13 protein-coding genes are annotated in these 15,589 nt (G+C 38.0%); 5 read left to right on the top strand and 8 right to left on the bottom strand.

Annotated elements, in window-relative coordinates:
* Window positions 1-178: 178 nt before the first annotated feature.
* The gene (locus ABES03_RS06705) at window positions 179-409 is read right to left on the bottom strand and encodes a hypothetical protein (protein ID WP_308081533.1); all 231 of its coding nucleotides are present in this window, start codon (window positions 407-409) and stop codon (window positions 179-181) included.
* A 137-nt stretch (window positions 410-546) separates the two neighbouring features.
* Here ABES03_RS06705 and pdaB point away from each other — a divergent pair, with 137 nt between their 5' ends.
* A complete protein-coding gene (gene pdaB, locus ABES03_RS06710) occupies window positions 547-1,299 on the top strand; it encodes a polysaccharide deacetylase family sporulation protein PdaB (RefSeq protein ID WP_430116262.1) in 753 nt (250 codons plus the stop codon).
* Between the two features lie 26 nt (window positions 1,300-1,325).
* On the opposite strand, the gene ABES03_RS06715 is transcribed toward pdaB, so the two are convergent.
* The gene (locus ABES03_RS06715) at window positions 1,326-2,003 is read right to left on the bottom strand and encodes a KinB-signaling pathway activation protein (protein ID WP_430116265.1); all 678 of its coding nucleotides are present in this window, start codon (window positions 2,001-2,003) and stop codon (window positions 1,326-1,328) included.
* 151 nt (window positions 2,004-2,154) lie between these two features.
* On the opposite strand from ABES03_RS06715, the gene gerD reads away from it, so the two are divergent.
* Window positions 2,155-2,790: a spore germination lipoprotein GerD gene (gene gerD, locus ABES03_RS06720; protein WP_430116268.1), complete on the top strand. Its 636-nt coding sequence runs from the start codon at window positions 2,155-2,157 to the stop codon at window positions 2,788-2,790.
* Between the two features lie 240 nt (window positions 2,791-3,030).
* Here the strand turns inward: gerD and ABES03_RS06725 are convergent, their stop codons facing one another.
* The 3 genes from ABES03_RS06725 to ABES03_RS06735 form a co-directional block, all read right to left on the bottom strand.
* Complete coding sequence (locus tag ABES03_RS06725; RefSeq protein WP_430116269.1) at window positions 3,031-4,083, bottom strand: Mrp/NBP35 family ATP-binding protein; 1,053 nt, start codon at window positions 4,081-4,083, stop codon at window positions 3,031-3,033.
* 141 nt (window positions 4,084-4,224) lie between these two features.
* The gene (gene cwlD / locus ABES03_RS06730) at window positions 4,225-4,953 is read right to left on the bottom strand and encodes an N-acetylmuramoyl-L-alanine amidase CwlD (RefSeq protein WP_430116270.1); all 729 of its coding nucleotides are present in this window, start codon (window positions 4,951-4,953) and stop codon (window positions 4,225-4,227) included.
* A gap of 135 nt (window positions 4,954-5,088) precedes the next feature.
* Window positions 5,089-5,532 carry a YbaK family protein gene (locus ABES03_RS06735; RefSeq protein WP_335530587.1) on the bottom strand — a complete coding sequence of 148 codons (444 nt, stop codon included), beginning with the start codon at window positions 5,530-5,532 and terminating at the stop codon, window positions 5,089-5,091.
* Window positions 5,533-5,728: 196 nt separating this feature from the next.
* Here ABES03_RS06735 and ABES03_RS06740 point away from each other — a divergent pair, with 196 nt between their 5' ends.
* Genes ABES03_RS06740 through ABES03_RS06750 form a run of 3 tightly spaced genes read left to right on the top strand, consistent with a single transcriptional unit; the run spans window position 5,729 to window position 9,380 of the window.
* Window positions 5,729-7,216, top strand: coding sequence for a spore germination protein (locus tag ABES03_RS06740; protein WP_430116271.1), 1,488 nt, complete (start codon window positions 5,729-5,731; stop codon window positions 7,214-7,216).
* A 17-nt stretch (window positions 7,217-7,233) separates the two neighbouring features.
* Entirely contained in the window at window positions 7,234-8,322 is a 1,089-nt protein-coding gene (locus ABES03_RS06745) for a GerAB/ArcD/ProY family transporter (protein ID WP_430116274.1), read from the top strand.
* A complete protein-coding gene (locus ABES03_RS06750; protein WP_430116276.1) occupies window positions 8,319-9,380 on the top strand; it encodes a Ger(x)C family spore germination protein in 1,062 nt (353 codons plus the stop codon). Before ABES03_RS06745 ends, ABES03_RS06750 begins: the two co-directional genes overlap by 4 nt.
* A gap of 50 nt (window positions 9,381-9,430) precedes the next feature.
* On the opposite strand, the gene nhaC is transcribed toward ABES03_RS06750, so the two are convergent.
* From nhaC to ABES03_RS06765, 3 genes are all read right to left on the bottom strand, one after another.
* On the bottom strand, window positions 9,431-10,861 hold the full coding sequence (gene nhaC / locus ABES03_RS06755; RefSeq protein WP_430116279.1) for a Na+/H+ antiporter NhaC: 1,431 nt from the start codon (window positions 10,859-10,861) through the stop codon (window positions 9,431-9,433).
* A gap of 389 nt (window positions 10,862-11,250) precedes the next feature.
* Window positions 11,251-12,921, bottom strand: a complete 1,671-nt coding sequence (locus ABES03_RS06760) for an alpha-amylase family glycosyl hydrolase (protein WP_430116282.1) — start codon at window positions 12,919-12,921, stop codon at window positions 11,251-11,253.
* Complete coding sequence (locus ABES03_RS06765) at window positions 12,905-15,589, bottom strand: glycoside hydrolase family 38 C-terminal domain-containing protein (RefSeq protein ID WP_430116284.1); 2,685 nt, start codon at window positions 15,587-15,589, stop codon at window positions 12,905-12,907. The genes ABES03_RS06760 and ABES03_RS06765 overlap by 17 nt, the downstream gene beginning before the upstream one ends.

Genomic DNA, 15,589 nt, shown 5'->3' on the forward strand with positions numbered 1-15,589 from the left:
GTTTAGTTTTCAAAGAGCAAAAAATCTCATTCGCTCAAAAGCGACTTTTTTAATATACCATCTGCAAAACATCATGTCAACAACTCTTTAAATTTCATTAAGTTGTTTATATGTCAGCAGCGACGTTTATTAATATACCAAGGCCACAAATAATTGTCAACGGATTTATAAAAAATTCTTATCCTTTTTTTCTATCTTTCTTTCCTCTCCTCATATACTTCAAACATTCATGTGGTGAAGCCACTCTTCTAAACAATGTAAATAATACTTTATATCTTTCTTCCATTGCTCTTTTTACAATATGATCAATTCGCTCATCTCTTAAATCAAATAGTATTTCATCCATTTCTCTTTTAATAAGGTATTCCATTTCTTTTACTTCTTTTTCATTAATCAGAAGTCCAAACATTGAATAACCTCCAGCAAATAATCTAGTTATAGTAGTCTTTTCCAATTTCTGTGATTTTATAAACTTATTTTTTAATCATATTTTCAAAAATACAAGCATAGGTTGAGACAAGGATGGTATTGGACGAGGTGGGAAGGATGAATTTCTTTTTTGTATTGAATGGGAAGTCTTTAAAAAATGTATCATTGGTATTAATTGCAGCTTTTTTTACTGCATGGTTTCTTTATATGGAAAACCATGCACAAATTCCAGTTTTTTCAACGAAAGATGGCCCAAAGGCGGTCTATCGAGGGGAAAGAGATTTAGCTTTAACCTTTAATATTGGCTGGGGTGATGAAAAGGCAGAACCAATTTTAGACACGTTAAAGAAAGAAAATGTGAAATCAGCCACCTTTTTCTTGGCAGGTTCTTGGGCAGAAAGACACCCCGATCTTGTTAGTCGGATTGTGAAAGAAGGATATGAAATTGGTATTCTTGGATACAATTATGTAGAGTATACCGATTTAGAGGATGTGAAGATTGCTAAGGATATATCTAAAGCACAAGAAGTCTTCACAAAATTAAATGTGAAAAGCATCAAACTGTTGCGTGCCCCGACTGGACACTTTGATGAACGCACTTTAAAAATCGCCAAGAGATATGGCTACACAGTAGTCCATTGGAGTGTTGATTCAAAGGATTGGCAAAATCCAGGTGTATCAACTATCGTCGAGAATACAAAAAAAGCGAAGAAGGGGGATATTATTCTTCTTCATGCATCAGATTCCGCCAAGCAAACGGCGAAAGCATTGCCGCTCATTTTAGCGGATATTCGCCAAAAGGGATTGAAATTTGTTTCCGTAACAGAAATGATTGCAAACGGTGAAGCCCACTCAAAAGAAATTAGGTAAAAAAATCCACAGAAAAAACCGCCCATTTAATTGGACGGTTTTATTTTTTTATTTTTATTTTTCGCATTAGGACTAGCTGTTTGTGCACGGTTTTGACGTTCTTGTGCAGATTGTGTATTTAATTTATGAAGAATTAATAGCTGATAGGCATTACAGGCCATTAAAGCAAACATCATGAGATATAGCCAGCTTCTCTCGTTTACACGAAGAACAGGTACCCACTCAACTAGGGTAACTACAATCATAAAGAAAAGAGCAGGAATAAATGCCTCTCGACTAGTCTGTTTCGTTTTATACCAGGCTACGATTAGACCAACCACTAAAAGAATGAGGGCAGGACCAAAATAAGGTAAGACAGAATCCCCATGTTTAGCAAAGTTATCGTAACGTAAATAGATCAAATCAAATAGAGCAAATAGAATAAGAACCATTTGAACCGCATTCCAGAGAGATGCCGATTTAAAAATCCCTAAACCAAACCGATGAACCGTTAAATAAGCAAAAAAGCCCATTTGACTAATGACACTAAAAAGAAAACCCATAACAATTAACCAAATTAACGTTGATAAAATATCAATGATTCTAAATTCGACAAAATAAGGCTGAAATTCGTTCCAGCGAACAATAAAACCCACAATAGCCGTCGTGATCCCGCCTATTAATAATGTGGTCATAAAAAGTCTTACCCAATTGCGGCTTGTCACACTATAAACCTCCATATTACATATAATGAATACCATACTGATTGTACCAAGCCAAATTTGAAAAATCCATAATTTCATTTACATACGAATAATCTCTTCCCTTTTAAATCATTCTAAAATTAAGGATTCTTATGTGAAAGGAGCTTGAATAATGAAAATTAAAAGTATGTTGCTCCTCCTACCCATCATGTTGTTCCTAACAAGCTGTTCTTCTGGTGAATCAAGTAGTGGAGGGCAAATTGATTACGAACAAACAAAGAAAATGGTAGTCGATATCTTAAAGACAGATGATGGTAAGAAAGCAATTCAAGATGTAATGGCTGATGATAAAATGAAAGAAAAGCTTGTGATGGACCAAAAGGTGGTCTCAGACACCATTGAACAAACTCTTACCTCAGATAAAGCGACAGATTTTTGGAAAAAAACCTTCAGCGATCCAAAGTTTGCTAAAGGTGTTGCCAAGAATATGAGAAGCGAAAATGAAAAACTGCTTAAGGAACTAATGAATGACCCTGAATATCGTGGCATGATGATTCAGGTTTTTAAGGAACCAGAAATTCAAAAAGAGATGGCAGACGCTCTGAAAAGCAAAGAATACCGTGCCCATCTTCAGTCCGTCATTTCTGAAACCATAGAAAGTCCGTTGTTTAAAGCTAAAATGCAGGAGTTGCTACTAAAAGCAGCAGAAGAAGCACAAGGAAAATCAAGCTCAAAAGATCAAGGTGGAAGCCAATCTGGTGGTCAGAGCTCTGGAGGTGGACAAAGCGGAGCTGGCGGTGGGCAATAAAGCGTAACAACCATAAAAATAGCCTCTTCGTCATCGAAGAGGCTATTTTTAATTTTTTGGATCTGTTAAAATTGTCCGTTGATTTCCGCTCCAGGCGCTTCGCTTTCCGTGGGTGTTTCGGCGAGCCTCCTCGGCGCTAGCGCCTGCGGGGTCTCCCCTGAACCATACTCCCACAGGAGTCTTCGCGCCTTCCGCTCCAATCAACAGGGTATAAATATCATCACTGTTCTTTAACACAGCCTATTTTTTAAGCAAACTGGTCACTTTTTCAGCAATTTCCAAATAAATCTTACCGATTTGATGATCTTCCTGATAAACAGATGGAGCAAAATCTTCATCATTCCAGTCAGGCTGATTTAGTGGTATCCGTCCAAGAACTTCCGTATGTAACTCCTCGGATAATTTATCACCGCCGCCTTGACCAAATACAAATTCTTTTTCACCTGTTAGCTTACTTTCGAAGTAGGCCATATTTTCAATTACACCTAGCACCTCGTGCTCAGTTCGGATAGCCATCGCTCCCGCACGTGCAGCTACAAATGCCGCTGTTGGATGTGGAGTAGTGACGATAATTTCTTTACAAGCAGGTAGCATTGTGTGTACATCTAATGCAACATCCCCTGTACCTGGTGGTAGATCTAACAGTAAATAATCAATTTCTCCCCATTCCACTTCATTAAAGAAACTATTCAGCATTTTTCCTAACATAGGACCACGCCAGATAATTGGGGCATTATCTTCTACAAAGAATCCCATTGAAATAACTTGAACACCAAAGCGTTCCACAGGGATAATTTTTTCTCCCCTTACAACCGGTCTTTTTGTAATTCCCATCATATCTGGTACACTGAACCCATATATATCAGCATCAATAAGACCCACTCTTTTACCTAAACGCGCTAAAGCTACAGCTAGGTTTACAGATACAGTTGATTTACCTACTCCACCCTTACCACTAGCAATAGCAATAAAAGTCGTATTGTTAGATTGAAGCAGATTTTTTTCCTTTTCTGGTTCCGCATGGCGATGCTGCGCTAATACTTCTTCAGGTAGTTGATTGAAACGGATTCCAACAGTCGCTGCACCTGCTTCTTTTAAAAGATTAACAATTTGTGTTTGCAACTGTAACTGTTCAGACGTCCCTGTTCTTGCAATGGCTATTTTCACGCTAACGTGATTTTTCTCTTCTTTTATTTTAATTTCTTCAATCGCATGTAATTCAGCTAATGTTTTATGTAAAAATGGCTCTTTAAGGCTGCCAAGAACCTCTTGGATCTTTACCTCTGTTAACATGAAAAGCACCTCACCTTATGAATTCGTTTCCATCTCTCAGTATACCATAATCATGCCGGGATACAGTTAAATGAATCACACGTACTACCTATTAAACCACAGAAAAGTATATAAACAAAAAAGGGATGGAAGAATTCCCCATCATCCTTCATCTATTTCTTTAATTTCTTTTTCATTAGTAAAATAACGCAAAATTCCTTTATAGATCGAAATAGCTACTTTCTCCTGATAGGAATCCTTTTTTAACATTGCTTTTTCACCAGGGTTTGAAAGAAAGCCAACCTCAACTAGCGCTCCTGGTTTTTTTGCATTTTTTAAAATATATATTTGGTTCAAAGGTTTTGCTTTCCGGTTTGTATTTTCTAAATTCTTGCGTAGCTCTTCTTGAATAAATTTAGCTGCCCTTGCATTCTCTTGATGATGCGGTGCATAGAAGGTTTGGGCTCCGCTCCATCTGGAGGAAGGTATAGCATTTAAATGAATGCTTACAAAGAGGTCATTATCGGTTTTATTAATCATCTTTAATCTTTTTCTCAAGTCTTCCACTTTTCTTCTACTATACCCTCTTGTATCAGAATCGGCTAAATCGGTATCCGTTTCGCGTGTCATAATCACGAGAGCTCCTTGCTGTTGGAGATAATCCCTTACTTTTAAGGTGATATCTAATGCTATGTCTTTTTCAAGGGTTTTCCCTGTTCCTGCTCCACCATCTGGACCTCCATGGCCTGCATCTAATAAAATGATTTTACCTGACAACGGTAGATTCCATGTATTCCAAGAATCGTCCTCTATAAAGTCATGTTGTAAAATGAGAAACAAAACAAGCAAACCTGCAATAAAACTTATGATTTTTATTCTTCGCTTCGACACCCAAATCATCCTTCCCGCTCGTCCGTGTTCAATAAACTATATGGGACAAGAGGGAAAAATAGAACAGAAGAAAGAGTAAAGCAGAAGTGCACTAGCCGCTATGCACCCCTGCCAATATAATCAAAAGTTCCAATTTTAATGTAGGCGGAGTTTATGACGCCTTTGGCCCTTTTCAAACCCTTCTCTCCACCAAACATGAATATACTGTTCACATAGGTAATAAAGCGATTCACTCATCGTGCCTTCTTCGCCATTTCCCCAGTATAGTAAAAAGTTGTATAAGGTATCTATTAGGTGTTTTTCTTCTTTGTAACACCGCAGCCGCACTGCTTCTAAATCCTCGCCGTAATAGCCAAATTTGCTGAATTTAGACCCTAATAAGAATGCCTCTAAAGCTACATCATAGCAAGCTTCTTCTATACCCGTATTCATGACAAAACTGGAGGCAATTTTTGTTGAACCAAAATATTGTTTTACTCTTTCTTTTAACGTATTGATGGATAAGTCCCGAAGTACGGAACGCTCATATTTAATCTGTTTTTCACGTCTTTTTTCTTTAAAGGTAGTAATAACAGTCACTTCAATTTCACCTCTTAGAACTATTCTTTATCCCTTGTTCATAAGAAATGCAAATACTCTATTACCAATTTTTTATGAAAGTGAACAGGCAATTATTAATCGACAGAATTCAATAAGTACAAATATACGATTACATAATCCTTCCACTAAAGGAAATACTATTCTAAATGTAAAAATACGGCGGTGAAATGTAATAATGAACTGGTTTATGAAAAAAAAAGCCCAAAATAGTGAAAAAGCAACGTTAGAACAATATCTCCAACGTTCGAATGATTATACAAAAGTTCATTATATAAACCAAGCAACCAATAGCCGGTTTTGTTTTTCCTTTATATCTACACTCATTGACGAGAGCATTTTGCAGGAAAATGTCCTTCCCTATTTACTAGAAAAGCCGTTAGAAAGTATCGAAGACGTCAAAAAAATCATTCCCATTGCTGATGTACAGGTAAGTAATGATGAAAGCCTCATCGAACAGAAATTGTTTAATGGATATGTCCTTTTAACCCTTGATTCAGATCCTACTCATTTTGCCTTTTTGGCCGCTCAAAAAGAGGTTGTCCGCAGCATTACACAGCCAGAGGTTGAGTTTAGTGTCATCGGACCAAAAGAAGCGTTTGTCGAATCTCTCGAGCAAAATGTCAACTTAATTCGTAAACGATTACCTGTTAAAGAACTAATTAGCGAACAGTGGACACTTGGCTCTCTTTCCAAAACGAAAATTTCAATGATGTATCTAGCTGAAATCGCTGATCCTGATAATGTCCAAGAAGTTAGAGAGAGGTTAAACAATGTTGATTTCGACGCCATAACCGATAGTTCTTATATTGTTCAATTAATCTCAGATAATAAAAATTCCCCCTTCCCACAGCTTCTCGATACCGAGCGACCAGACCGGGTAACTGCCATCTTGGCAGAGGGGAAAATCGCCATATTTGTTGATGGGTCTCCGCATGTGCTGATTACCCCAACAACGCTCGTTGAATTTTTCGGCTCGTTTGAAGATTACTTTTTGAATTGGATGATATCCTCATTCTTTCGATTAATCCGGCTTTTCGCCGTTGCCTTTTCCATTTTGATAACACCCATATATGTCGCGACTTTGTCTTATCATTATGAACTGATTCCAAAGGATTTAATGAATACGTTAGTTACGTCTCGCCGTGAAATACCGCTTCCTCCTATTTTGGAAGCCTTGTTTTTAGAGCTAACGATTGAGCTACTACGTGAGGCTGGGGCCCGACTTCCTACAAAGGTCGGTCAGACAATCGGTATCGTGGGTGGTATCGTTATCGGGACCGCTTCGGTTGAAGCAGGACTAACAAGTAATGTTCTATTAATTATCGTCGCTCTTGCTGCACTCGCTTCATTTACGACTCCTGTTTATAAAATGGGCAACGCCATTCGTTTACTGCGCTTTCCATTTTTATTTTTTGCTGAGCTTTGGGGCCTCTTAGGAATCGTTTTTTGTTTTTGTCTGTTACTGGCACATTTAATTAGACTAACATCCCTTAATAGACCATTTTTAGAACCGATCTATCCACCAAGAATGACGGACCTAAAGGATTCTATTATTAGGCTTCCATTCTCAAAGCAATCCTTAAGACCACAGACTTTAAGGACTCAAAACCCCGTTCGTTTTACTCCTAGTAAAAAAGTGAAAAAAGGAGATATTGACGAATAGAACGCGGAGGACGTGCTATGGAACAATTAGTGCCGGAAAAAGCAAAAGTATCGCCTTTTTTAGTTTTCTTTCTCGTCCATTCAATGCAGGTGGGTATAGGCGTTCTTGGCTTTCAACGCATTATCGCTTTAACAGCAGGATATGATGCATGGATGTCGGTGATTTTTGCAGGTTTAAGTATTCATATCATTATATGGATGATGTATAAAATACTTGAGACAGGCGATGGTGATATCGTCACTGCCCATTCGTTTGTTTTCGGGAAGAAAATAGGGAAACTTCTTTCACTTCCCTTTGTCCTTTATTTTTTAATGATTGCCTTGACCCTTCTAAGAACCTTTATTGAAGTCGTCCAAGTATGGATGTTCCAGGATATGAGCACCTTTTGGTATTCTTTCGCATTTTGTGGATTAGCCATATATATTATCTTTGGAGGCTTTAGAACAGTGACCGGAGTGGCATTCTTTGGAGTTGTGCTCCCTGCCTATTTAATCTTAACTTTTTTCTTTACGATTCCTTATGCAGATGTAAAAAATTTGCTTCCTATTTTTGATCATTCAATTAAGGATTTGGCCATGGCATCTTATCAAATGTCGCTAACCTACCTTGGGTACGAAGTATTGTTATTTTTTTATCCTTATATTAAAGATCCTCAAAAATCGAAAAAGTGGGCGCATTTAGGGGTCCTTTACACAACAGTACTCTATACTTTGCTAACGTTCGTAACCTTTACCTACTTTTCAGAGGGGCAGCTGCAAAAAAATATTTGGGCCACCCTGACGATGTGGAAAGTGGTTGAAATGCCCTTTGTTGAAAGATTCGAATACATTGGGATTGCTAATTGGAATATCATCATTCTTCCTAATTTTTGCATCGCCCTTTGGTGTGGTAGCCGAATTATTAAAAGAGTGACCAACATAAAACAAAAATATGGCGTTCTAGCATTAGCAATAAGTACTTTAATTTTTATTAATTTTTTTAAATCACGGGATCAAATAAATACTCTTATCGACTATACTGGAAAAATTGCCTTTTTCCTTAATTACGGCTATATTCCTTTGCTCTTTTTTCTTGTGTTAATTGTGAAGAAGGTGAAGAAAAAATGAGAAAACTCCTTACCTTTTTTATTGTTTCGACCATTCTTACTGGATGCGTTCGAAAAGAAATTTTAGACGATGTCAATCTTGAAACGGGAAGTGCCTATGATTATATTGATAATCAAATACGCGGCACGGCTCTCATTCCTGTATACTTACCAGATAAATCTGTTGAAAATAAAACTTTTACCGCTTCTTCAAGTCTAAGCAGAGACTTTTTAAGAGATGTTCAGCGTCAATCGTCGGACCCGCTCGTAACAGGGTCAGTTAAAGTGGTTCTATTTGGGGAAAAACTTGCCAAGGAGAAAGGCATTTTAGCCCTCATTGACTCCTTCCAACGAGACCCGAGCATCGGTGCTGGCCTTTACCTTACTGTCACTGAAGGAGAAGCCAAAAATGTTATTGAAGGGAAATATGGAAAAAGAGGAAATGCTGTCTACTTATCCAATCTTATTCGTCATAATATGAAGTCAAAGGATTTACCTAAAACAAATTTACAACGCTTTTTATTTGATTTCCATCAAAAGGGAAAATCCCCCTATCTCCCGCAAATTCGATCATTAGGTGATGAACAAATTGAAATAAGTGGAATTAGCTTTTTTAGGTATGGTCGTGTAGTTGAAACGATTCCTGCTTCAAAGATGTTTTATTTTAAGCTTCTTGTAGACAACTACAGTGAGGGAACCTTAAAGGTAAACATAGAAAAAGAAATTGCATCTATTGAAAGTATTCGTTCCAAATTCAAGATGAAACTCGTAGCTAGGAATCCCTTTACCGTAAATGTGCACATTAAAGTGAAAGCGATGTTGAATGAATACACCGGAGCTAGTTTGACACCAAAAGATCTAAAGAAAGTTGAAAAAAAAGTGGAAAAGGACATTGAATCAGTATGTCTTAAGTTAACAAAAGGTTTTCAAGAAAAAGAAATTGATCCAGTAGGATTTGGCCATTTTATAAAAAGTAGAACAAGGAATTTCAGTTTTAAAAAGTGGGATACCGACTATCAATATTTGAAAGTCCATGTTCATGCAGATGTGAGTATTATCGAATCAGGTGTTATTGAATAAATTAATTTAATTAAGACTCCTAGCCGTCAAAGTCTAGGAGTCTCTACTAGTTAGTTCATATTTTGTGACTGCTTCAATTTTCGACTATTGGAATAGATTTTAGCAGGCTTCGGAAGCGTAATACCTGTAAAACCATAAAAAACGGTGAGTAGCGGTGAAACTAAGCAAAACAATGCAAATGGAAAATATTCTGTAACGGGAACTCCCAGGACTGATGCTAAAAATACACCGCATACACTCCACGGTACAAGCGGATTAACAACTGTCCCTGCATCTTCAAGAACCCGTGAAAGATGCTTTGGTTCCATGCCTGCTTTTTTGAAATGCTCTTTAAATGCATTCCCAGGCAAAAGGATTGATAAATATTGCTCACCAAGTATAAAATTTACTGCTATCGCCATTCCGGCAGTTGCACTGATTAATATGGACACTCGTTTTAATTGGGAATTAATTATTGATAAAACCGCTGGTACTATTCCTAATCTGAACAGCAAGCCTCCCATGCTTAGTGCAAGCAGAATGACTGATATGCTAAACATCATGCTTTCCATTCCACCCCGTGTCAAGATTGAATCAACTTCCTTTATCCCACTTTCAGATTTGTAACCAGAATAGAGCAGGTCTAAAAATCCTTTACCGCCAATTCCACTATTGGTATAAAACGAGATAATAAGAGCAGATAAAATGCCTGCGGAAAGCGTTGCAATAGCAGGGACCTTTTTGGCAGCCAAAAGCGCAAGAATAATGAATGGTAATAGTGAATACCAGTGCACTAGGTTCAAGTTTAATAAAGTATCCTTAACAACTGCAATTTGTTGAATGCCTTTTGCAGTTTCCGCTGGGGATAGAAGCAGATAGACGACAAATGAAAGAATAAAAGCAGGGATGGTCGTCCATGCCATATTTTTTATATGGTCAAATAGATCGGCTCCCGCAACACTTGATGCAAGGTTTGTTGTATCCGATAAAGGCGACATTTTATCACCGAAGAAAGCACCTGATACTACCGCCCCTGCTGTGATCACAGGTGAAATACCCAGTGCAGTGCTTGCAGAAACAAATGCGACTCCCACTGTAGCAGCAGTGGTTAAAGAGCTCCCTATACTGAGGCCTATAATGGATGTTACGACAAAAACAATTGCATAGTAAAATTTCCCCGAAACTAAGTCAACCGCTAAATAAATAAATGTTGGAATGGTACCACTGGCCATCCAACTGCTTATCAGCATCCCGATAAAAAAGAAAATCATAACTGCAGCGATGCCGGATTTTGCTCCATTTGCCATGGCTTCTTCCAGATCTTTAAAGCTTACTTTTTTAATTACGCCATAACCCAGCAATAGAGCTATTCCAGAAATTATCGCTAGGTGCGGGACCACCTGAAGGCCAATGATCAAATAACCCACCAGACCCATTAAAACCGCTATAATCAACGTGGCTTCAGTTGGTTTAATGGATAATCCATTTTGTTCTTGTTCCATACAAAAATTCCCCCTAATAAAGATAGAAATAAACGCAAAAAAGCCCCTTCGTCTAGGGACGAAAGGACTCCGCGTTACCACCCTAATTGGCAAGGTAAAATCTATACCTGCCCTCTTAAATAAGTATGCCCGTTTAAAACAGCTGTACTTCAAAATGGTCATCGCCCAGATTTTCACCCTTCATCTGGTCTCTGTTTGCTGCTCATGACATTTCTACTAAAACTGTAGGCGCGTTATTTGCTTTTTTACTAAAACGCTTTTAAGTGTTAAAGTATGTGTGTAAGTAATATACAACGCCAAACCCTATTTGTCAAAAGATTTTTTAACATAATAAAAAATACTCCCAACCAAATTGGTTGAGAGTATTTGAACGTTCAGGGGAAAATCATTTATTTTTTAATCCACATGAATTGATAAGGAGCCAGTTCTACATTTCCTTCAACGAATTCCTTACTCCAAAGGTCGTAGCCTTCTAACGGAAGCTTGACCTCAATTTTTTCTTTTGCAGTGTTCACAATAAATAATACAGTCTCATCTGTTTCTTTATTTTGGCGAATTAAGGAAAATACCTGCTCACCCAGCTCTAATATATCCTGATCAGCAAAGGGAGAAAAGGCTGTCTCCTTCTGACGAGTACGTATGATTTTCTTTATTCCTGAGAATACTTTTTGCCTTCTTGTCGATACTTCCAATTGACTGATTAAATCTTCATACTCAAATTTTTCACGGTTAATCCGTCGGTTAATACCTGAAGCTTCAATTCCCTCATAATCGTTTCCAGATCCAAGGAGGGAATGATAATAAATAGCTGGGACACCCATTACAGAAAACAAAATAGAGTGCGCCGCAAGCATTTTCTCTACAATTATATCCTCGCTCACATCTTCTTCCTTATTAATTAAAGCATCCATATAATTTATATTCAGCTCATACGGAGACTCCGTGCCATCTGGATTACTTTTATAAGAAACCCTTCCACCATTCTCCAGAACCTTTTCCGCCAATGCTGACCGCTCTTCCTCTGTTAAAATTCCTTCTGTGGGTCGCATACCAATTCCATCATGGCTTGCTAAAAAGTTAAAATACGTTGCTTTGTCTGATACTTTTCCAATTGTTTTCGCCCATTTTGTCAGTTTGCTTGCATTATGGGTTGTCAGTGTATGAAGGACGAGAGGTGGCAGCGAAAACTGGTATACCATGTGTGCCTCATTCTGACCATCTCCAAAATAACTAATATTCTCATTATGCGGAACATTCGTCTCCGTAATCAGCAGCGTGTTCAACTCTAACTCCATTAATATCTCCCGCCACAATTGGATTATTGCATGTGTTTGCGGCAAGTGAATACAAGATGTGCCTGATTCCTTCCACATAAAACCGATTGCATCCAAGCGAATACTCGTCCCGCCACGGAACGCATACTCTAGTAGAATGTCTGTCATCTCGAGCAGTACAGGGAAATGCTTAAAGTTCACATCTACCTGATCTTCACTAAACGTTGTCCAGGCAGTCTTTCCACCATACTCATGATAAAGAGGAGATGTACGAGGCCGAACAACCTTTGACGCATCAAAGTCATCCTCTTTAGGAATAAAGAAGTTTTTATACTTAGGGTCATCCTTTAAATATCCTTGAAACCATTTGCTTGATTTAGACATATGATTAGCTACAAAATCAAACATTAACCGATAGTCTTCAGCCATCTGTTCAATGTCAGCCCAATCACCCAGTTTCGGATGAATTTGACGATAATCAACGACAGAGAATCCATCATCTGAAGTATATGGGAACATGGGAAGTAGGTGAATATCTGTAATCTCATTCTTAGCATATTCATTAATAAACCTGTTCAAAGTTCTTAATGCTGGCTGCCCTTCTTCTTTAATAATGTCACCATAAGTAATAAGATACACATTCTTTTCAGTTAAGTGGGACGTTTCTTTCCATTCTTTTTTCATCCATTTTTTTGCGAGCTTATTAATCTCACTCTTATAATCTTCTGTATACTCTACTCCATAGATCGTTTTTAACAATGTTTCAACTTTAGTTAAAAAACTCATGTATCCCACTCTCCTCCATGACAAGCTTCAATGTAACATATCCTTTTGGTAGGATTGTCACCCGTTCGTTCACACTCAATTGGGCCTTTTCATTCAAGCTCGTTTGCTCCATTGACTTTACATGTACACTTGTCAGATTTAATACTTGCGCTTCACTGCCCGGATTGAATAGCCGAATAATGATCGATGAATCATCATGTGCCTTTTTCATCGAACTAAAAAACACATCCTTGTTGGAAACTTCAAGTAAACTAAATCGCGAAGGAAGCTTGGAAACCGGATAAGGAATTTCAAATCGGTCCAAACGTTCTTCAAATGTATTTAAGGTCTGCTTCTGATAACACACATGGTGTCCACGATAACAATTTACCACACTGAACAAATGGGATTCATTCAACACTTTAGAGAAATAAATCGCATACTCAAAGTTCATTTCCCCCTGCATCTGTGCATCGGGAGTATAAACAATCTTGTTATTAATTCCAGACGCACGTCCTGGTCTCCATTCAAGGTTATCTCGTCCAAGCAAGCCCACACTTCGGAATAATGTTAGTGCCAGTTCCCCCGTATCTTTTACGACTTGATATTCTTTGATACCTTTTGTTATCACGGCAGAGGTAACCTGGCCATTTGTTGTACCTGCTATGTTTTCTAAGGGGTAAATCGGTACAGGAGCTTCTGCAAATTTTAACTCTTTCCAGTTTTCTATATATGGATTAACAGTTGGGCGCTGAATTAAGCTGAATCCCTGGTCTCCAAAGGAATTTTCAGGAGCTTCGATTCCCGTTTGTAAAAGGATTCTTAGTCTGCAGTCTTTTACATGATTATCAAGATCATGGTTAACTCTGATAAAATCTTCGCCTTTTCTAAGCTCAAAACGTGTAACAATTACTAGTTCTTTAGAGAATACACCAGCCTGCCGCTCTTCTAAATCGGCAGGAACCTCCAAAATATGCTCCACTTCCATAATTTCTAACCCAGCACTTGCATCAATAGAAAGAACTTTTGCTTTTTTAGAGTAGATTTCCTTGTCATCCCTCAGTGGGGAGAAGTCATAAGAATCACCAGCATCAGCCACATGCTCAAATCGAATAAAGTCAGTAATCAGTAAATCATTTTCTTTTATATATAAATTCAGTACACCGTGATCCTCTTGAATAAAATAGTGTTCGTTTTCAATAAGACCATTAGTTTTTGGCGAGAAGGTTAGATAGCCTGTTTCTTTACTATCAACCACTTCAAATGTCCCATAACCCATCGCAGGCAGCTTTATATCACGAAGAAGGACTACATTACGATAATAGCCAGGAGCTTCCATTTCTTTCTCTCCTTCTGCTGTGACGACAATGGTTTTCCCTCCACTTATATATTCCTGTTCTAAAACATCCATCATAACCTGGTTCGCTTCTCGATCACGGACAAAGAACTCTCTCGTTTTTGTAAATAAAACCATCTTTCGAGAGCCTTCAAATGCTACAGGCAACAAATGAAACATAACAAAAATAGAATCTTTGCCAAGTTCTTGGCTAATCGCTTCAGTGATTTGCTTTTTCAAAAGGTTTAAGCAGCCATCTGCCATACGGATTACCTTTTTCAACCTGCTAACGATTTCTTTATTCGTATCGTCGGAGTTACATCCGCCAATGCTGTCATGCGCATGGACGTCAAATAGCATCTTCCACATTTCATCTAGCCACGCTTGTGGATACCTAAAGCCAAGGGCAGTAGCCAAACTACCAAGTGGCTCAAGCTGATAAATGACTTTTTCTTCTGCTAAATCATTCAGTTTTTTAATGTCATAACGTTGTGAACGAATCGTGTTATGAATACGGGATTTTTGGGTGGCTATTAATTCACCCTGTATCACATTAGTAAATCGTCCCTCTTGATCCCATGTATCTCTCATAAATGTTTCATAATCTGATAGCACATATTCATACTGTTCATCTATTTCATTCAATGCTTTCACAGTCTCTGGAAAATGCTCACGTACCAATACCTGATCACCCCCAGCAGGAAGCAGTAAGTGATCTGTATTCTTATTTAAATTTGTCAATTTTTCTAAAATGGGCAGCAATCGCTCTTTCATGTACTCATTGTCTGCCGCTAAAAACTTTCCAGGTCCATATCCAAAATAAATGTTGTTTGCCTTTACGCTTTTCCCATCAGGAGATTGCCAAGTGAAGTTCAAATCACTATTCAATTGTTCTGTGTATATTCCACGCTGTAACACACTATATTCAATCTTAAATTCATTAAAAATTGAGGGCAAATAGGTGTTTTGCCCAAAAATATCAGGAAGATAGCCCACGTTCATGGAATGCCCCATCTTTTCAGCAATACGGGTGCCATATAGTAAGTTTCTAATCAATGATTCCTTATTTACAAGCAATGAATCTGCCTGCGTATACCAAGGACCGACGAGAATCTTCTTTTCACTAATCAAAGCTGCCAAGCGCTGTTTTTCCTCAGGACGGATTTTTAAATATTCATCGATAATCGAGCTTTGAGCGTCAAATACATATCCAGTATACTCGGGGTCGTTTTCCATAACGTTCATTAATCGATCCATATTTTCAACGAGTAAAAGATTGGAATCTTCTAAAGTAAAATACCACTCTCTATCCCAATGAGAATGTGGTACAACGTAAACTTTTTTCTTCTTCAT

The sequence above is a fragment of the Neobacillus rhizosphaerae genome (assembly GCF_050477885.1).
Taxonomy (GTDB): domain Bacteria; phylum Bacillota; class Bacilli; order Bacillales; family Cytobacillaceae; genus Neobacillus; species Neobacillus rhizosphaerae_A.

Coding starts and splice junctions, on each gene's coding strand:
- ABES03_RS06705 (WP_308081533.1), bottom strand. CDS start 409: ATGTTTGGACTTCTGATTAATGAAAAAGAAGTAAAAGAAATGGAATAC.
- pdaB (WP_430116262.1), top strand. CDS start 547: ATGAATTTCTTTTTTGTATTGAATGGGAAGTCTTTAAAAAATGTATCA.
- gerD (WP_430116268.1), top strand. CDS start 2,155: ATGAAAATTAAAAGTATGTTGCTCCTCCTACCCATCATGTTGTTCCTA.
- ABES03_RS06725 (WP_430116269.1), bottom strand. CDS start 4,083: ATGTTAACAGAGGTAAAGATCCAAGAGGTTCTTGGCAGCCTTAAAGAG.
- ABES03_RS06740 (WP_430116271.1), top strand. CDS start 5,729: ATGAACTGGTTTATGAAAAAAAAAGCCCAAAATAGTGAAAAAGCAACG.
- ABES03_RS06745 (WP_430116274.1), top strand. CDS start 7,234: ATGGAACAATTAGTGCCGGAAAAAGCAAAAGTATCGCCTTTTTTAGTT.
- ABES03_RS06750 (WP_430116276.1), top strand. CDS start 8,319: ATGAGAAAACTCCTTACCTTTTTTATTGTTTCGACCATTCTTACTGGA.
- nhaC (WP_430116279.1), bottom strand. CDS start 10,861: ATGGAACAAGAACAAAATGGATTATCCATTAAACCAACTGAAGCCACG.
- ABES03_RS06760 (WP_430116282.1), bottom strand. CDS start 12,921: ATGAGTTTTTTAACTAAAGTTGAAACATTGTTAAAAACGATCTATGGA.
- ABES03_RS06765 (WP_430116284.1), bottom strand. CDS start 15,589: ATGAAGAAGAAAAAAGTTTACGTTGTACCACATTCTCATTGGGATAGA.